Here is an 18,859-nt window from a genome sequence, read left to right as displayed (position 1 = left end):
AATGAATGACAAGGAGTATAAAGATGAAAGACAATAAACGTATTGGAATTATGGATATTGGCTCAAACTCAATTCGACTCGTTATATTTGAAACGAACAAAAACGGTGGATATAGAGCATTACATGAGAGCAAGGAGTCAGCTAGACTTAGTGAACACATACAAGAGGATGGAACACTTAGCACCAAAGCAATGGAGTCTGTGGCTTCGATTCTCATTCAATATCATCGAATTTGTGAAACCTATCAGGTACATGACATCCGTGTAGGTGCTACAGCTGCTATTCGAAACGCGACAAATTCCGAAGCAATTGCTGCATTGTTACATACAAAAACAGGTTTGAAGATTGACGTATTAAGTGGAGAGGAGGAAGCATATTTCGGTTTCCTAGGAGTCATTAATTCGTTAGATGTCGAAGATGGACTGCTCATTGATATCGGCGGCGGGAGCACGGAAATTACACTATTCGAGAATCGAAAGTTGCTGCATAGCATCTCACTCCCATTTGGAGCTGTGAACACCAATCTCAAATTTGGGAAGAAGAGTGGCGATTGGCAGGAAGATCAGATGGAAGCGTTAGTATCGTATGTGCAGAATGCGCTTGAGAACCATCCTTGGATTGCGTCTAAGCCGAACTTAACCATGATTGGACTTGGTGGAACGATTCGTGCACTAGGCAAAATGGATCAAAAAAACCGTAAATACTCGCTACCGTCTACCCACCATTATGCAATGGGCAAGGAAACGATTGTTGATTATTATAAAACACTTCCCTTGATACCACTTGAGCAGAGAAAAAGAATTCCTGGACTGTCTAAGCAGCGTACTGATTTAATCGTGCCGGGGTTGATCATTTTTCACACTGTATTTAAATTTGCACAAGCAAAGGAATGTATGATCAGTGGCGCAGGACTTCGTGAAGGCATGCTTCATCACTGGCTTAGACCAGAGCAACCTGTTGAGGAGAATCTCGCTGTAAGCACGGTTGAATCCATTCTGGGCTTCGAATCAAATCTTCTTCGTCCACATTTAGAACATGTGTACAAGATGGCTACAATGCTCTATAAGAAGCTAGAGAATAACTATGAGTATGAGGATGAAGATGAAGTAAGTCACAAGAAATTACTTTATGTTTCCTCCATGCTCTATAAAATAGGAACTCGGATCAACTACTATCAGTTCGAGACACACACGATGTATTGGCTCTTGAATGCTCCACTTCGTGGATTCTCGCATCGTGAAATTGTGCTCAGCTCGCTGATTTCTTCTTACAACACAAAAAGCCGGAAGCAGAAATTGTCCATACCTTACAAGGACATTTTACTGGCTTCCGACGAGGACTTAATTCACCGCTTAGGCTCATTATTAAAATTATGTACCGCGATGGACCAAAGCGAAACACAGATTATTGATCATGCCACGGCCGAATATGATCAAGGAATCTTAACACTTAACCTGCACAGCAGTGGAGAAGCTATTCTTGAAAAGCGTGAGATTGAATCTGCCGCTAAAGTATTTACTAAATCATGGGATGTTAAGTTGCAGATTCATTATTCTTCCACGTGCTGACCTGAATGGCTTCGAACTGGCTTCGTAGCGCTGTATCGCCATCCTGCACACGTTCGTAGTTTCCGTTAGGCAATAGATAGCGGGCTTTGACATTATCATGTAGCGAAAGTTTGAGAATACGTACAATGGTATGTTTAAGTCCGTCATCATAAACAGGACACATTAATTCAATTCTGCGTGTCAAGTTACGAGTCATCCAGTCTGCACTGGACAGCCAGACTTCCGGATGTCCACCATTCTCAAAGTAATAAATCCGTGAATGTTCTAGAAAACGATCAACAATACTGCGTACGGTTATATTTTCACTGAGTCCAGTAATGCCTGGCCTTAAACAACAAACCCCTCGAATGATGAGATCAATTTGCACACCAGAACGAGAGGATTCATAAAGTTCATCAATCATCTCTTGATTGGATAAGGAGTTCATTTTGGCTATAATGCGAGCGGGTCTTCCTGCCTCAGCATGCTTCGCTTCCCTCTGAAACAGTTCGAATAAGGTACTTCTCATACCTGTCGGTGCAACGGTGAAAGCCTGCCATTCCCTAATATCAGAGTATCCAGTAATCTGGTTGAACAATTCCGATGCATCTGATCCAATGACTGGATCGGCTGTAAATAGACTTAGATCTGTATAGGCTTTAGCCGTGTTGCCATTATAGTTACCCGTACCTACATGAACATAACGTTTGAGGCTGCTCTCTTCCTGGCGGACCACAAGCGTTATTTTGGCATGTGTTTTTAGACCAAGCAATCCATAAACAACATGGCAACCTGCCTTTTCAAGTGTACGAGCCCAAGCTATATTACGCTCTTCATCAAAACGAGCCTTTAGCTCGACCACGACCGTCACCTGCTTGCCTGATTCTGCAGCATAAGCAAGTGACTGGATTAGAGGTGAGTTACCACTCACTCTGTATAGAGTCATTTTAATTGCCATCACATCAGGATCCTCAGCTGACTGGACGATGAAATCATTCACAGCTTCAAATGATTCGTATGGATGATAGACAAGTACATCTTTTTCCCGCAAAACGGCGAAAAAGTCATCATGATCTAAAAATTCAGCAGGGTATGCAGGCTCAATTGGTGGATAGTTAAGATGAGAGTAACCTTTTAAACTATTCGCAAAGTTTCTAAGAAAGCTTAAATCGAGCGGACCTTCGATTTCAAAGACGAAATCTGAAATTTCAAATTCCTCTTGAAGTAAGGCAAGCGCGGTTGGATGAAATCCCTTCTCGATTTCCAGTCTTACAGGTACCCCGCGTCTACGTTTGCGCAGTTCCTTCTCAATTTCCTCGATCAGATCCTCCGCACCTTCTTCATTAATCATTAGATCAGAGTTTCGGGTAATGCGGAATTCATGCACAGCCACCGGTGCGTAGCCAGTGAACAACGTATGAATATGATGTTTAATAAGCTCCTCGATCATAATAAACTGGCGCTTTTTACTGTTAGAGCGCTGAGGAAGCGGGATAAACCGCGATAGATTTGAAGGGATCTGCAAGATCGCAAAGAAAGGTTCTTCTTCATCATTTTGTTCTTCTTTATCCAGTAGCACGGCAAGATAGACATATTGGCTATGGACAAGAGGGAAAGGACGGCTCTGATCGACAGCCATTGGCGTTAGAACTGGAAAAATGATGTTTTGATAATAAGCTTCCATCAGTTCCTTCTGACTCATATTTAAATCTTCATACTCGACAAATACGATTCCTTCTTTATGTAGCTGGCGAGTTAAATCACGGTATGTACGATATTGTTCAGTTACCATTTTATCGACTCGTTTGGAAAGACGCTTGTGCAAGCCAGATGGAGAGTATCCGGAGAAATCTCGTCTGGTAAACCCTGCCCTAATCTGGTCTTGAATTCCAGCTACACGTACACTGATAAACTCGTCTAAATTACTTGTCACGATGGACAAGAAGCGTGCTTTTTCTAGTAGTGGAGTGTCTGCATCTTGCGCTTCTTGCATGACACGCCAATTGAATTCAATCCAACTTAAATCTCGATTTAAATAGCTGGTGGTCGTAGGCGAATGCTTCATATGAATGTGTTCCTTATCTTTAGTTAACATAAATGCCTCCGTCTCTAAATAATCGCGGTTCTTATATTCTTTTATTCTACTATGAAAGGAGTGAAAGAATGTAAACAGGAAGGTAAAAGTTTGTAATCGCAATGTAAAATAGAGCGATTTAGATGCAAACCTATCTTCATTTCCTATGAATATAAGTTCCAAACCATATTATTACCCAAAAAAACCATGGGATGAATATAAAGGAATTGTAACTTTTTAGGTCAGAATATAGTTTCTTAAAGCCCCCTTCAGCGCATGTTATGCTCAAACATCTAGTAACACGGAAACAAAATGGTAACATTTTCTTGCGCATAGGTTACAAAATTGTGATATATTTGTTGAGCCGAAACTTTCCAGAGTAAAGTGTGGGGGATGTAATCTGCAGTGCAATCGGAATAGATTGTACTCTTGGGGTGAATTGCGCATTGTGCGCAAAGGGTTGTCTCCTCAATCCGAATCCGACAGCTAACCTCGCAGGCACAAATTTAGGAGGAATTATGCAAAAACACAGAATGTTAAAGACGTTAGCAATGGCAATTGGTATTACACTCGCAGTACAAGCTGTTCCGGTACATGCGGATAGCGTTCACGTTACGAAAGAAGGGGATACGTTCTATGCCCTATCTAAGCAATATGGCGTGAATATTGATCAACTACAAAAAGCGAATTCAAATGTAAAAGCAACTAACATTTATGCAGGACTTGAGCTTAATATTCCGGGGAAAAACACGGGTGTAGTCGCTGCCGAAAGTAGCGAGCCGGAAGTAATTACAGCTTCATTAAATATAAACTCGGGCGACAAGACCGTTGAAGCATGGGGTAAAACCTTTAATTACAGTAAAACGTTAGATGTAAAAGCTACGGCATATTCTTCAGCTGCTAGTGAGAATGGTAAATGGGGAGCGGTTGATTATTTCGGTAATCCACTTGAACTAGGAACGATTGCAGTCGATCCAAAAGTCATTCCATTAGGTACAAAGGTTCTTGTTACGGGTCATAGTTTCAATGGACTGCCTAAAAAAGCTTTTGTTGCCACAGCTAGAGATACGGGCGGAGCAATTAAAGGTAAACGCATAGATATTTTTGTTCCAGGTAGTGCGCAATCTGTAAGCAACTTTGGATTCCAAAATATTGAGCTCTATTTCATTAAATAACATACAAACATAATATTTTGAATGAGAGAAGCACCTCGGAAATAGGAGAAAATCCTGTTTCTGAGGTGTTTTTTTATTACTTGTTCTTTTTTATATTCAGCATTTCTGGAAGGGTAACGAAGGTATATCCCTTTTTCTTAAGCTGTCGAATGATATCTGGAAGTGCAGCAATTGTTCCACTCAAATCAGATCCAGTGCCGCCACCGCCATGCTGCAGAATAATGGAGCCTTGTCCCGCTGTATTCATTATATTTTTCTTAACGGCTTCCTTATTGAGTCCTTTCCAATCTAAGGAATCCACATTCCAATTCACAACGGTATACCCTGTTTGTTTAGCCCACCGCAGCTGTGGCTCCGTAATGTCGCCATATGGAGGTCTAATAAGCGCAGGTTTATAACCAATAATTCCATCAATAATCTGTTCGGTTCGGTTGATTTGCTGCTGATAAGCGGATAGCGGAACTTTATGAAACTGTGGATGATTATACGAATGGTTGCCAATGATGTGGCCTTCTCTTGCGATCCTCGACACCATACGTGGATGTTGTTGTGCCCTGCTCCCGATCACAAAAAATGTAGCTTTCACCTTCTCGTTCGCCAGCACATCTAGAATTTGTGGTGTAAACCTCGGATCAGGTACATCGTCAAAAGTAAGGGCAACCTGCATCAGCCTTGGTCCGTGAATGATGAAGGTTTCAGGATACTTTCGGTTTAATTGTCCAAGACTAACGATCTGCTTTTCTCTAAGCTTCTTGGAAGATCTTTGGTCTGTTTGGTCATTCTTATGAACAGGAACCGAGAATTTCTGATCAATTTCTGGTTCAACTAATTGTAAATGGTTTGCCTCGACACGGTTAAACAGAACTTGTGGCATGAACAAGGAAAAAGCGAGAAGCAGAAGGGTCAACTTCCAGCAAAATCGAGCCATTGTTATCGTTCCCTCCTTTTCTCCAATGTTCATAGCTATACCCGAAATCCCTTCAATTTATAAAAATTTATTAATTATGAATGTATTTTTCTTTTACTACTGAAAAGTGTATACTAAATGAGTACAGTTTGGATAAGAGTATATTATACAGATAGAAATGAAAGGAGAAATGAAACGAATGACGAATTTATTTACTCCCTTTGCATTAAAAGGACTTAAGCTTATGAACCGCATTGTTATGCCGCCAATGTGCCAATATTCTGTTGTAGCTGAAGATGGTATCCCTAACGCTTGGCATGATGTGCATTATATAAGCCGTGCGGTTGGAGGAACTGGACTCATCATTGTAGAGATGACAGGTGTTCATCCTGATGGGCGTATTACTAATCAAGATACGGGGATCTGGGATGATAAACAAATTCCTGCTTATCGTAAAATAGTGGATCAAGTCCATTCGTATGGCTCTAAAATAGGAATTCAACTCGGTCATGCCGGACGTAAAGCGCAGGATGCTAATCCACCAGTCGCTCCATCCGCGATTCGATTCGACGAGAAATATAAGGTTCCCCATGCACTGACTCATGACGAAGTTCAGGATATGGTGCAGGCGCATAAAGAAGCAGCACGCCGAGCTGTAGAGGCTGGATTCGATACGATCGAAATCCACGGTGCTCATGGCTATCTCATACATCAGTTTCATTCACCGCTCACCAATCAACGTGAAGATGAATACGGCAAAGATTTGTCTTTGTTCGGAGTACAGATCATTCGAGCTATCAAAGAAGTTATACCAGCGGATATGCCTATTCTAATGAGGGTCTCTGCGAAGGAATATGTCGAAGGTGGTTATGATGTGAATTACGCATCTGACCTCTGCCGTCGTTATCAGGATGCGGGTGTGGACATATTCCATATTTCTTCTGGTGGAGAAGGACATGTTGGTTCCAATGGCGGACCTAAAGCTGTACCAGGATATCAAGTGGACTTAGCTGAACATATCAAGGCCGAATTAAATGTACCTGTGATTGCCGTAGGTCTCCTAGAGTCTTATGAAGTAGCGCAGAGCGTCATAACGGAAGGGAAGGCAGACCTAGTAGCAGTAGGACGAGGAATGCTAAGAGATCCATACTGGGCTTTGCACGCTTCTAAGGCATTAAGTGGGGATGTAACCGTGCCTACGCAGTATGAGCGTGGTTTTTAAATGATAATAAGCGTATGGACCATGGTATACTGTGGTTCATACGTTTTTTTGTCCCATCAAATTGTTATGGCATAAGTGTGATTCCATAGGTATAGGGTGGATATGATATTATTGGTAAATATATGTTTGGTTTTGGGTATAAAAAGACTGGCTTAATATTTTGCATAAATTGTGAAACGAGTCGACTCGAAATGCGTATTACTGTATCAATTGGATCATTTTTGATAAAGATCAATTACAATTTTGGGAGGAAAACAAACCATGGCTATTTTCAAGAGATTACGTGACTTAACAATGTCTAACATTAACTCTATTATTGACAAAGCAGAAGATCCGGTGAAAATGACAGACCAATATATCCGTGATATGTCCGAGGATTTGGAGGATGCTGAGAAAGCGGTAGCTGCTCAGATTGCAATTGAGAAGAAATTCAAACAGTTATACGAAGAACAGCAGGCACTTGTAGAGAAACGTACCCAGCAAGCTCATACGGCTGCTCAAGCCCAGAATGTAGAGCTCGCACGTCGCGCTCTAGAAGAGAAGAAAGCTGCTGAACAGAAAATGACGGAATACAAGTCGAGCTATGATCAGAATAAAGCATCCGCAGACAACCTGCGAAGTAAGCTAGATGAAATGCGTAAACAGCTTACAGAAATGAAGAACAAACGTGAAACGCTGGTAGCTCGCTTTAATGCAGCGAAAGCGCAAACCGAAATTAATAAAGCAATGAACGGGTTTAACTCCGACTCCGCTACAGGCGGCATGAAGAGAATGGAAGAGAAGATGTTACAAATGGAGGCTCAAGCGGAAGCTAGTAATGAAATGTCCTCCAAAGGCAAATCTCTAGACGATGAATTTGAACAATTGGGCAAGGACAAACAAGTTGATGATGAGCTTGCCGCATTAATGAAACAATACGAGAATAAATAAGCGGTATTACCATCGCTTCGAAACAACAGCATATCTTTCTTTAGCAGCGAAGGGGACATCTTGTCATTTTTCTCCTTCGCTTTTATTATGTATAAAGTATCGTGCTGGAGATGGTGGAATTTACAAATTGTAAATGGTTATTTACTTTATAAGGAGGGCTGTTCATGGATTTAAATATTTTGATAGGCATACTTGTATGGACGGGAGCGGGAGCAGTACTGCTTACGATTCTCATGTTCGTGGATTCATTATTTACAAAATACAAGGATTTCGAAGAGGTCAAGGCAGGGAACATGGCTGTTACGACGAGACTGGTTCTCAAACTGCTCGCTCAAGGGTATATTCTCTCTGTATCGATTGGCACATCCAATAAACTTATTGAAGCGTTAGTCGTATCTATCGTTTCCTTCCTCATTCTGCTGATTCTCGAAGCACTCGTACGTATTTTGCTTAGAGTCTGGGCCAAGCTAGATCTGGATGCAGGCACACAGCAGGGCAAAGTTGGATACGGCTTATTCGCAGGAACATTGCATATTGTTGGAGCATTGGTTATTACGGCCTGTTTATAAGAACCATATAGGATAGACACAGGATGATAGCTATAACACGAGGAGTCTGATAACATGAGTGTTTTTAAACGAATCGGGAATTTATTTGCGAAGCCAGAATCACCGAAAGTTGAGAAAAGTATGCTTGATTTGATGCCTGATGATATATGTGAAGTATCATTAGTCACCTATCAAGTGGTGGGTAGAGTGCATAACAGGGGGCGCAACGCAGTAGTACTGACTTTGCAAGATGGCAATACGATTGCATATCTGCATATTGAAGAGCGTGAAACAGTGCAATACAGTCTGTATTCACCGCTTGACGGGCGACTGGATGACCCCAGTGAGGTACCGACAGAACTTGAACTAGATGACCGAACTTTTTATATGGAAGAAGAGTATGAAGGGTTGGTGCTGATTCAAGGGAAGACTCCTTTTACACAGGGTGGAGAACAGCATGTATGGCAATATCAGTCCGATGATTATAGATTAGTACGCATTGAATGGCAGAACGGACGCTTTATGTTATATGAGGGCGAAAAAGTAATTCCTGCCGATGTGAAAGTCATCCGGGCCAATTAGGAGTGAATCGTATGAAGGGACTGAAGGTTAATTCCCTGCTCAGCATAAAAATAGTATTGATACTTAGCTTACTAGTGTCGCTGCTGAGCGGATGCGGAGCACCGAACATCAAAGATACGTACCCACTGGAATCGGTGAATCGTGATGGTAATGCCACTTCTTATGTGTACCGTGCGGCAAACAAAACAGTCCCTGAAGTTGCTCAGGAGCTGGAGAATGCAAATACACCTGATCAAATATCCAAAGTGGATAATGAGCGGATGTTTCTGGTTTATAGCAAAGAATGGTACCATCTGCAGAAGGATCAGGCTAAACCTACCGATACATTGATTGAAATTGATTCACAAGAATATGTTCAACGAAATTATGATTCCAGTTTTCTCAAAGGATATATCACAGCAACCATTATCGGTCATTTGTTTGATTCTTTAGGTGGTGGCGTAGGTAAATATCGTGGTTATTCGAGCCGGGATGTCTATCAGCTAAGCAAGGAACCTATAAACAACCAACTGCAACTGATAAGAAAATCGCACCACCGTTAACTGTTGATCGCAAGGGTTCCTTAACCCGCCGTGGTAAAAGCAGCGATAGCGTGGGATCGGGTGGCAGCATCTTTAACCGTAACTCAGACAGCACGAATAAGAGTAAAGGCAGTATCTCTAGAAACAAAGGGTCGGGGGGAATCTTTGATTCTCCGAAAAGGTCCTATACGAAGCCTAAGAGCCGTGTAGGTTCGGGTAAAATAACAAGAAGATCTAGGCGATAACAAGCTTATCGCTATGATCTCGACGCACGAGCGGATATGCTCGTGCGTTTTATTTGTGCTTACGGCCTTGCTAGCAGGGGGCTTAGGCTTGCTATCATAAGGTTTTAACGCTATAACTAATAGGGTATATGGGTGCCATCAAGTGATTAAGGGAAGGTGTATCATCATGAATGCTTCAGATCAACATCATAAATTTCATCGTAAAGCGCTACAGGTTGCCGATGCGCAGCGACTAATAGCTAACTATATAAAACCAGGTACGATAGAATTGATAAAACTTCAAGATAGTCATGGACGTTATCTAGCTGAAGATGTGAGTGCTCCGCATCCTTTTCCTCGGTTCCGCCGTTCAGGTATGGATGGTTATGCAGTGAAGTCAGCAGATACTGTAGACTGTAGTTCAAGCCATATGGTATGGCTTGAGGTTATAGATGAGGTTCCTTGCGGTAGTGTTTCTCACAAATCAATTATTTCGGGAACGGCGGCTCGAATTATGACGGGTGCAGCAGTGCCTGATGGGGCAGACGCCGTGGTGATGCTCGAAGTCGTAGAAGTACGAAGCGAGGGAGGAAAAGATCTAGTTGGTTTAAAACGGCCGATTGAGGACGGGAAAAATGTGACTCCGATTGGTCTAGAATTGCAGGAGGGTGACTCCATTCTTCGTAAAGGTTCACGTATCGATGCGGGTGAAATATCAGTTCTGGCGACATTTGGAGTTCATCAGGTGAAGGTATATGCTAAACCACGAATTGCTATTTTCTCTACAGGCTCTGAGCTATTAGCGATTGATGCACCCCTTGAACCGGGTAAAATCCGTAACAGTAATACGTATATGGTGGCGTCTCAGGTAATCAAGGCAGGCGGAGAGCCTTTCATCCTTGAAGCTGTCATGGATGATCTTGAGCTTGCAAGGATTAAGGTCGAGAAAGCACTTGAAGAATATGATGCTGTCGTAACAAGTGGCGGAGTATCGGTGGGTGATTATGATATTATGGGCGATCTTGTTCGTAGTGAGAATGTAGATATGCTATATAATAAAATTGCAATGCGTCCGGGTAGCGTAACCACTGCAGCTGTTAAGAATGGCAAGTTATTGTTCGCCTTATCTGGAAATCCGGGAGCATGTTTCGTAGGTTTTGAACTTTTTGTTCGTCCATCGATACAAGGCATGATGGAAAGTCCTGAGCCTTATCTCAAAGAGTGGACGGCAATATTAGACCAGGATTATACGAAGGTAAATGGTTTTACCCGTTATGTACGTGGACGGATTGAAGTTCGTGAAGGCTTGGTTTATGCAGTTCCAGCCGCGATTGATGAATCCAGTGTGATGGTCACGATTAAAGATAGTGAGTGTCTAATCGTAATCCCACCAGCTAAACAAACGACACCAGCGGGAACCAAGGTGAAGATTGTCCTGCTGAAAGAGAATGTTTAATGGACAGATCAACATTACATGGGAGCGGTCTCCGAACCAAGCAAGGTAAACATGCAGGACCTGTCATATGCCAAGTGGTTGGGTATAAAAATAGCGGAAAAACGACACTTACCTGTTCATTAATTGAATGGCTTACATCCAGTGGGTTTCGAGTCGCGGTTATTAAACATGATGCACACAGCTTCGATGTGGATCATCCGGGCACCGATTCGTACCGTCAGCGTGCAGCGGGTGCACAGGGTGTAGCATTGGTATCTTCACGTCGAACAGCAGTAATGGTTGAGCGGCAAACACCTCTTACTGAATTAATTAATGGATTTGAAGATTATGATTTCATTTTAATTGAAGGTTTTAAAATGGAATCATACCCGAAAATCGTCATGGTTCGTGAGCTGGATCAACTACCATTAATTCAGGAGCTAACAGCGCTCCGAGCCATTGTAACATGGTTAGACAAGCGTGATGTTTCTGCGCATCTTTCTATAGAACAAAAGGAAGCGATACCTGTATTTAGCAAAGAACAGATCGAAGAAGTGGGTACTTGGTTGAAATTATTATATAAACAACATGAATAGTTAATAGTATGAATACAAATAAACCGGTCTCCTGTAAAGGGGAACTGGGTTTTTCCATTTAAGATTCGACACGTCGTTCGATCGCATCAGACATGGTTTTGTCCGTAAGATGAGCATAAACTTCAGTCGTTTCTGTAGAAGCATGACCTAGCTGTTCTTTGGTTTTATAAATATCATTTTGTAAATAATAGTCGGTGGCAAAAGAATGTCGCAGCTTATGTACCGTTAAGTAAGGCTTGCCGAAGCGGGTAGCGTATTTAATAATCATCGCTTGAATGGCTCGTTTCGTCATCCGTTTACCTTCCTGTTGTCCATTAGGTATCGCAAGAAATAGGCCTTTTTCCTTCTTCGGTGCTTTATATCGGCTTTGTCTGAGCTGTAAATATGTCGATAATTCATCCTTCGCTTGTTCCCGGAAATAGACCGGGGCTTTGAACGTTTCATCGTTATTACCTTTTCGATAAACGTAAAGCATCTTATTACCAACATCGACGTCATCTAAATTCAAGTTGACTACTTCGGATACGCGAAGCCCGGAATTGAGAATAAGGCTTGTGATGCTAGCATCCCGTTCCTTATTTAATTCATGAGCATATAAGGCTTGCTTATTGTTAGCTACGTCCGCAGCATAGCCCTCAAGAATATAACCAATGAACTCCAGAAGCTCATCTTCTTCAAGAATTTTCCCTTTTAACTTTGCCGCTGTATCTTTGGGTTTATGAATTCGTTTGATTTCAATTTTGGCCATGACATTACGCTTCAGTAGTGGGTAAAATTCTTCATCTTCGGCAATCTGGCTTAAATAATGAAAGAGCGAACGGGCAGATGATATTTTACGCGACACCGTAATTTTAGAGTTGGCACCTTCGCGGCGGGTTGTCAGATAGAGACGGTAGCTTACGATATTCTCAATGCGTAGCATTTCAAGTTCTTTGAGCGTTACCTGTCGGTTATCTGAGGCCTCGGAAAGTCCCTCAGCCCGTAACCAATTGAATAATGTCTCATAGTCGCGTATATATTCCAGCAAGGTAGACGGTGAAAGATCGGGCAATTTATAATCAATAAATTGCTGTACAAACCAGGGCATGCCCAGCACTTTGTCATCAAGCTTCTTGCGGTCCATTTCCTTTTGTACATTCATGGGCATCACCTCAGGGTTAATTAGATTTATTATTATAGTATCATATTGTGTCATTTAGTAGTGAGAAGTAGTGTATAACCTTGCCCGAGGTAAGACAAAGTTATATAGTGGATATCAGTGCATAACTTCGGACCAAGGGTGGTACATGGATTTTCGATTGGAACTCGTTCCACCACAGCGCAAGCATGTCATTAATGCACTAATGCAGCTGTATTTTTATGATTTCACGCGGTATTTAGATATTGATGTAAATGAAGATGGATTGTATCCTGAATACCCCGACATTGAGGATTATTGGACGAGTGGACTAGGAAAACATGTATATCTCATTACTCACGGATCGAAGCCGGCAGGGTTTGCATTAGTCGACAGACTGATAGCGGATTCTGAGGGTGATTATTATATGACTGAATTTTTTATTATGAATAAATATCGCCGTAATGGATTGGGTACATGGGCGGCACATACACTATTTGACCGATTTCAAGGAAGATGGAAAGTGACACAGGTGAGATCGAATACGGCAGCGCAGGCTTTTTGGCGGCGTGTTATTGATAGTTATACGTTTGGAGAGTACACAGAGAATATAGTTCAGGAGAACGGTAATATCAGTCAATATTTCATAACGAGCAGACAATAGCAGATTGCTAGCATATTTACTGCATAGCATGAATCAAAGCAGAGGAGTAAACATATGTATTTACCATCATTTTCACTTCAAGGAAGAACTGCGATCGTGACAGGAGCGGGCCGAGGGATCGGAAGAGCGATAGCCGTTGGGCTTGCGGAAGCAGGATGTGACGTTGCTCTTGTATCACGTACATCAGCGGATCTAGAGGAGACTGCGGAGCTCATTCGCAGCTGTACAAAGGCTCAAACCTACATAATACCTGCTGACATTACATCTAAGGAAGAAATTGCGCATGTTTTTGCAAAAGTGACTAGAGATGCTGGTAACCTCGACATATTGGTAAACAATGCAGGGATGAATATTCGTACGCCCGCGTTAGAAGTTACGGAGGATCAATGGGATACGATTGTACAGACCAATTTGAAATCGGCCTTTATGGCCTCACAACAGGCTGGGCAATACATGAAGGAGCACGGCGGTGGACGTATTATTAACATTTCATCGGTTGGTGGGCATGTTGCTCTTCGAACAGGCGTGGTCTATGGCTCAACCAAAGCGGCGCTTATACAAATGACCAAAATTTTAGCTTTGGAGTGGGGGCAATACGACATCCGTGTGAATAGTGTAGGCCCATGGTACTTCCGCACCCCACTTACGGAGAAGCTACTAAGCGATGAGCAGTATATGAAGGAAATCGTAGATCGTACACCGCTTCGCCGAATTGGTCAATTAGAAGAAGTTGTAGGACCCGTTATTTTTCTAGCATCGGATGCATCTAACTATGTTACGGGACAAACTCTATTGGTGGATGGCGGAATGAGTATTTACGGATTCTAGTCACTTGCATTACAGCTACTAATAAATCATATCATGGGGGATGAGTAGATGGAGAAGCGTATGTTTGGGAATACAGGAATGGACGTAAGTATACTAGGATTTGGCGGTGCGGAGATTGGCCGTGATCAGGATGTTAAGCAAGTGGAGAAGCTGCTCCACAGTGCCCTTGATGCTGGTTTAAACCTCATTGATACCGCTGAATGTTATGGTGAGAGCGAGGAATTGATCGGAAAAGCATTGCCTGGACGCCGAGATGACTATTTCCTGTTCACGAAATGCGGGCATACTGCTGGGTTGGAAGGGCAGGATTGGGATCCTGCGATGTTAGAAAAGAGTATTGAACGCAGCTTGAAGCGACTAAACGTGGATTATGTCGATGTCATCCATCTACACACCTGTACAGAAGAGGTTTTGCGCCAAGGGGATGCTATTGAAGTTCTTCAGCGTGCAAAACAGCAAGGGAAGACTCGTTATATCGGCTATAGTGGTGACAGTATAGAAGCACTTTATGCTGTACAAACGGGGATGTTTGATAGTCTCATGACCTCACTTAACATCGCGGATCAGGAATCCATAGATCTTACGTTACCAGAAGCGAAGAAACGCGGTATGGGAGTTGTTATCAAACGTCCGATTGCAAACGTGGCGTGGACGTTTGATACATTACCTGAAACGTCATACCCTTATGAATATTGGAAGCGGCTACTTGAACTAGATTATGATTTTTTGAAAAGTCCTCAAGCGATTGAAATTGCGCTGCAGTTTGCCTTAAGTACACCGGGTGTAGATAGCGCGATTGTGGGTACGAATAAGCCGGGGCGCTGGGCACAAAATGCTGAACTGCTTCAGCAAGGAGCATTGGCCAAGGATGTATATAAAGAAATCAGAGCACGGTGGCGCGAAGTAGCTGGCGATGATTGGGTCGGCAAAAGATAGCAATAATAAAAGCTTCACATGAACATGAATGAGAGGATAGAAGATTGGCTCGAATAGAGCCGATCTTTTTAATTTTGTAATAATATAATTTCATCATATGAAAAATTCACAATAGATTATTGAATAGAAGGAGTAGAGCTATGGGCATCTGCTGGTGGAACGGCAATATCTACACGATGGAATTTGAACATGACAAAGTTGAAGCGGTCTATACCCAAGATGGAACCATTTTAGAGTCCGGAGCACTCGAAAAGATAAAGAGGAAGTACGCAGATCAAATTGTGAAATATGTCGATTTGCAAGGAAAGACGATGTTTCCTGGATTTGTAGATAGTCATATCCATCTCATTGGACACGGGGAGACATTTCTCAAACTCCAGTTGGCAGGACTCCTTAGCAGACAACAATTGTTGGATCGAATTGGAGAACAGACAAGAGTCATTCCTGAAGGGGAATGGATTATTGGCGAAGGATGGAATGAAAATGAATGGGAAGAATGCGGGATGCTCAGTAAGAAGGAACTCGACACGGTTGCGCCGCGGCATCCAGTCATGCTGCGGAGGGTCTGTCGACATGTCATGGCGGTTAATTCTATGGCTCTTGCAAAGGCACAGGTGACCGAGCATGTGACGGCCCCATCTGGAGGTGTTATTGAGAAGGATCCAGAAGGAAAGCTGACTGGCATTCTGAAGGAAAAAGCTCAGGATTTGATCCTTGAGGTGATACCTGGAGTTACAGAATTATATTTAAAAACGGCGCTTCATGCGGCTATTGAGGATTGCTGGTCACAAGGTTTGACAGGTTGCCACACCGAGGATTTAAGTTATTATGGAGGTTCTATCCGTGTATTACAAGCTTTCCATTCTGTACTTCATGATGAGGGTAAACCTTTTAGAGCGCATCTCCTTGTGCATCATTTAGTTATGCAAGAGTGGTATGAACTGGGGCGTAAGCAGATAGCTGAATCTCCTTATCTAGAGTATGGTGCAATGAAGATTTTTGTGGATGGTGCACTTGGGGGAAGAACGGCTCTATTAAGTCAACCTTATGCAGATGATCCATCTACATGTGGAGTTGCTGTGCACTCGCAAGCAGATTTAAATCAATGGGTGAAACAGGCAAGGGATTATGGAATGTCTGTATCCGCACATACCATAGGGGACAAGGCTGCTGAAATGTTTTTGAATGCCATCGTAAATCATCCTTGTCCTTCAGATAAAAGAGATCGCCTCATTCACGGTCAAATCCTGCGTAAAGCTCTGATTGAAAATATGAAAGAGCTTCCGCTCATTGTCGATATTCAGCCTAGCTTCGTAACATCAGATTTTCCTTGGGTGCTTGAAAGGGTAGGAAATCTTAAGGGTTTGTATCTGTATGCATGGAAAACTCTATTCAATGAAGGGATTCACTGTGCTGGCGGGTCCGATGCGCCGATTGAGAAGGTATCTCCAATAGAGGCAATCCATGCAGCAGTAACCCGGACTCGTCCACAAAAACAGGATAAGACGATTTATGGTCCTGAAGAGTGTCTGAGCATGTTTCAAGCGATATCTCTGTATACATTAGGCAGTGCATATGCAATAGGACATGAACAAGATCGGGGAATGATTAAATCAGGATATTTGGCTGACTTTACGGTGCTAGAAAATGATCCCTTTCAATTAGCAGATGCAGATGAAATGCTTCATAATTCGGTTGTTATGACCGTAATTAACGGTGAAATCATGTACGAGCTAACGGATTAAAGAAATAAATGATTATTAATATGTATTTATTTTAAAATTTCACCATATGAAAAATTCACAATAATAAATTCACAGTTTTCTAGTTCTTTTTTCTTATATTCATCATTAAGACGTACCTACATTTTGAATAAAGCTAGGTAGCGATTTCAAGCTCTGTATAGTAAAATATTGGATATAGGATTAAATAGATTGGTGGATTGAGATGAATGACAATATATATCGCATTGTTACGTGGCATTAATGTAGGTGGTAAGAACATGATCAAGATGGTTGAGTTAAAACGCATTTTAGGAGAAATGGGATTAAATAGAGTCCAAACCTATATTCAGAGTGGAAATGTTTTGTTTGAATCAAACGAAGATGAGGAACAACTGCGTATTCGGATCGAACGTGAGATTGAGGTAAACTTTGGTTTTCCAGTACCGGTTATTTTAAGAACGGCAGACGAGTTGAGAAGTATTGCTGCGAGCTGTCCATTCACACAGCAAGAAATCTCTGAAGCTGAGGCAGCATCTGAAACAGAGAGCCTATACGTTTCTATCATGCTTGAAGAGCCTACTTTGGATAAGATTGAGCGATTAGCTGTTTATCGAAACGAAAACGAAAATTATCGGAACAATGGGCGAGAAATCTATTTTTTGTTTCGTAATAGTGTGCGTAATTCCAAGCTGGCTACCCATATGCATAAGCTTGACGTCCCAGCAACAGTGCGTAATTGGAAGACAATCCGTAAGTTAGTTACATTAGTGGATGCGATGGAGTAATCGTAGACGTTTTAATCCTAGAGAATTCAATATAGAGTCATCTTTTTGGAATATATACAATTTCTGAATAAGAGGATGTGAGTTCATGGAACGTGATGAAGAAATACAAGAACTTAAGAACCGTTTGGCTAGATTAGAGAATCAACCAACATAAGACACAATCTTCTAAATTACAAAAGGTTTTCATATGGATCTTCATATCATTTATATTATTTATGATATTTGTAGGGATCATTCAATTTATAAGTAGTTCTTCATCTCAATGATGACGAAGTAGCATAATACAATTATAATATTTGTCCACTATCTATGGTTATGATTTGACCTGTCATGGATTCTTGTTCTAACGTATTACATATAAGAGTGGCGACATCCTTAGGAGTTGGAATGCGTTGCAGCAGCAAATTGGGAGCCAACTGTTTCATTTGTTCTTCTCTCCCAAGCCACCATCTAGTAGATACGGCTCCAGGTGCAACGCAGTTCACTCTAATTTCTGGTGCTAAGGCATGTGCTAAGGACTTCGTAAGACCATGAATGGCTGCTTTGGAAACAGCATAGGGCAGAGAAGAACCAACGCCGGTTAGTCCCGCAATGCTGCCGAGATTGACGATTGCGCCTTCCTTATTTTTCTTCATAAAAGGAACTACGGCTCGTGCGCAGTGATACATACCTTTAACATTGACATTATATAGTTCGTCCCATACCTCATCTGTAGCTGCTTCTAGATTACAAATCGGAATATGATGGGTTATGCTCGCGTTATTTACAAGTACATCAATCGTCCCGAACTGGAGTGCAATACGCTCAACCATGGTTCTAACTTCTATATCTTGTGAGACATCGACTCGCATGGCGATCGCCTCTCCACCTTCTTTATTAATAATTTGAACAGTTTCTTCGGCATCTAATGTAGAACGCGAGTAGTTCACGACTACGATTGCGCCCCGTTTAGCAAGCGCTAAACTAGTAGCCCTACCTATTCCTGTACCTCCACCCGTGATCAATGCCACTTTGTTTTTTAAATCCATGATGAACATCTCCTTT

17 protein-coding genes, 1 pseudogene and 1 riboswitch are annotated in these 18,859 nt (G+C 42.1%); of the genes and pseudogenes, 14 read left to right on the top strand and 4 right to left on the bottom strand.

Annotation, left to right across the window (positions count from 1 at the left end):
• The first annotated feature begins 23 nt into the window (after positions 1–23).
• Complete coding sequence (locus tag JCM16418_RS06815; RefSeq protein WP_036647098.1) at positions 24–1,568, top strand: Ppx/GppA phosphatase family protein; 1,545 nt, start codon at positions 24–26, stop codon at positions 1,566–1,568.
• Here JCM16418_RS06815 and ppk1 read toward each other — a convergent pair.
• On the bottom strand, positions 1,534–3,642 hold the full coding sequence (gene ppk1 / locus JCM16418_RS06810; protein ID WP_052020096.1) for a polyphosphate kinase 1: 2,109 nt from the start codon (positions 3,640–3,642) through the stop codon (positions 1,534–1,536). The two genes, JCM16418_RS06815 and ppk1, sit on opposite strands and share 35 nt — an antisense overlap.
• Positions 3,643–3,973: 331 nt before the next feature.
• Positions 3,974–4,139: riboswitch (cyclic di-AMP (ydaO/yuaA leader) on the top strand.
• On the opposite strand from ppk1, the gene JCM16418_RS06805 reads away from it, so the two are divergent.
• The gene (locus JCM16418_RS06805; protein ID WP_036647097.1) at positions 4,140–4,796 is read left to right on the top strand and encodes a 3D domain-containing protein; all 657 of its coding nucleotides are present in this window, start codon (positions 4,140–4,142) and stop codon (positions 4,794–4,796) included. It begins immediately after the preceding riboswitch.
• A gap of 76 nt (positions 4,797–4,872) precedes the next feature.
• Here JCM16418_RS06805 and JCM16418_RS06800 read toward each other — a convergent pair whose 3' ends face one another.
• Positions 4,873–5,724 carry a polysaccharide deacetylase family protein gene (locus JCM16418_RS06800; protein ID WP_052020095.1) on the bottom strand — a complete coding sequence of 284 codons (852 nt, stop codon included), beginning with the start codon at positions 5,722–5,724 and terminating at the stop codon, positions 4,873–4,875.
• 178 nt (positions 5,725–5,902) lie between these two features.
• Here JCM16418_RS06800 and JCM16418_RS06795 point away from each other — a divergent pair, with 178 nt between their 5' ends.
• From JCM16418_RS06795 to mobB, 7 genes and pseudogenes are all read left to right on the top strand, one after another.
• Positions 5,903–6,925 carry an NADH:flavin oxidoreductase/NADH oxidase gene (locus JCM16418_RS06795; RefSeq protein ID WP_036647096.1) on the top strand — a complete coding sequence of 341 codons (1,023 nt, stop codon included), beginning with the start codon at positions 5,903–5,905 and terminating at the stop codon, positions 6,923–6,925.
• A gap of 261 nt (positions 6,926–7,186) precedes the next feature.
• Positions 7,187–7,855 carry a PspA/IM30 family protein gene (locus JCM16418_RS06790; RefSeq protein ID WP_036647095.1) on the top strand — a complete coding sequence of 223 codons (669 nt, stop codon included), beginning with the start codon at positions 7,187–7,189 and terminating at the stop codon, positions 7,853–7,855.
• 164 nt (positions 7,856–8,019) lie between these two features.
• Positions 8,020–8,424 (top strand): DUF350 domain-containing protein, encoded by a 405-nt coding sequence (locus JCM16418_RS06785; RefSeq protein WP_036647094.1) that lies wholly within the window; start codon positions 8,020–8,022, stop codon positions 8,422–8,424.
• A 54-nt stretch (positions 8,425–8,478) separates the two neighbouring features.
• Entirely contained in the window at positions 8,479–8,985 is a 507-nt protein-coding gene (locus tag JCM16418_RS06780; protein WP_036647093.1) for a DUF4178 domain-containing protein, read from the top strand.
• An 11-nt stretch (positions 8,986–8,996) separates the two neighbouring features.
• Positions 8,997–9,751: pseudogene (locus JCM16418_RS06775) on the top strand (DUF4247 domain-containing protein).
• Between the two features lie 166 nt (positions 9,752–9,917).
• Complete coding sequence (locus JCM16418_RS06770) at positions 9,918–11,186, top strand: molybdopterin molybdotransferase MoeA (protein ID WP_036647092.1); 1,269 nt, start codon at positions 9,918–9,920, stop codon at positions 11,184–11,186.
• On the top strand, positions 11,186–11,761 hold the full coding sequence (mobB, locus tag JCM16418_RS06765; RefSeq protein ID WP_052020094.1) for a molybdopterin-guanine dinucleotide biosynthesis protein B: 576 nt from the start codon (positions 11,186–11,188) through the stop codon (positions 11,759–11,761). The genes JCM16418_RS06770 and mobB overlap by 1 nt, the downstream gene beginning before the upstream one ends.
• Positions 11,762–11,819: 58 nt before the next feature.
• On the opposite strand, the gene xerS is transcribed toward mobB, so the two are convergent.
• A complete protein-coding gene (gene xerS / locus JCM16418_RS06760; RefSeq protein WP_036647091.1) occupies positions 11,820–12,902 on the bottom strand; it encodes a tyrosine recombinase XerS in 1,083 nt (360 codons plus the stop codon).
• 145 nt (positions 12,903–13,047) lie between these two features.
• On the opposite strand from xerS, the gene JCM16418_RS06755 reads away from it, so the two are divergent.
• The 5 genes from JCM16418_RS06755 (at position 13,048) to JCM16418_RS06735 (ending at position 17,815) form a co-directional block, all read left to right on the top strand.
• Positions 13,048–13,542 (top strand): GNAT family N-acetyltransferase, encoded by a 495-nt coding sequence (locus tag JCM16418_RS06755; RefSeq protein WP_036647090.1) that lies wholly within the window; start codon positions 13,048–13,050, stop codon positions 13,540–13,542.
• A gap of 54 nt (positions 13,543–13,596) precedes the next feature.
• A complete protein-coding gene (locus tag JCM16418_RS06750; protein WP_036647089.1) occupies positions 13,597–14,370 on the top strand; it encodes an SDR family NAD(P)-dependent oxidoreductase in 774 nt (257 codons plus the stop codon).
• 48 nt (positions 14,371–14,418) lie between these two features.
• Positions 14,419–15,306 (top strand): aldo/keto reductase, encoded by an 888-nt coding sequence (locus tag JCM16418_RS06745; RefSeq protein WP_036647088.1) that lies wholly within the window; start codon positions 14,419–14,421, stop codon positions 15,304–15,306.
• A gap of 140 nt (positions 15,307–15,446) precedes the next feature.
• Positions 15,447–17,051: an amidohydrolase gene (locus JCM16418_RS06740; protein ID WP_036647087.1), complete on the top strand. Its 1,605-nt coding sequence runs from the start codon at positions 15,447–15,449 to the stop codon at positions 17,049–17,051.
• Positions 17,052–17,257: 206 nt separating this feature from the next.
• Entirely contained in the window at positions 17,258–17,815 is a 558-nt protein-coding gene (locus JCM16418_RS06735; protein ID WP_036647086.1) for a DUF1697 domain-containing protein, read from the top strand.
• A gap of 287 nt (positions 17,816–18,102) precedes the next feature.
• Here JCM16418_RS06735 and JCM16418_RS06730 read toward each other — a convergent pair whose 3' ends face one another.
• Positions 18,103–18,843, bottom strand: coding sequence for an SDR family NAD(P)-dependent oxidoreductase (locus tag JCM16418_RS06730; RefSeq protein WP_036647085.1), 741 nt, complete (start codon positions 18,841–18,843; stop codon positions 18,103–18,105).
• Between the last annotated feature and the right edge of the window lie 16 nt (positions 18,844–18,859).

The sequence above is a fragment of the Paenibacillus pini JCM 16418 genome (assembly GCF_000576305.1).
GTDB classification, from domain to species: domain Bacteria; phylum Bacillota; class Bacilli; order Paenibacillales; family Paenibacillaceae; genus Paenibacillus_AQ; species Paenibacillus_AQ pini.
Note: the sequence above shows the minus strand (reverse complement) of the source record. Positions and strands in the feature narration are given on the sequence as shown.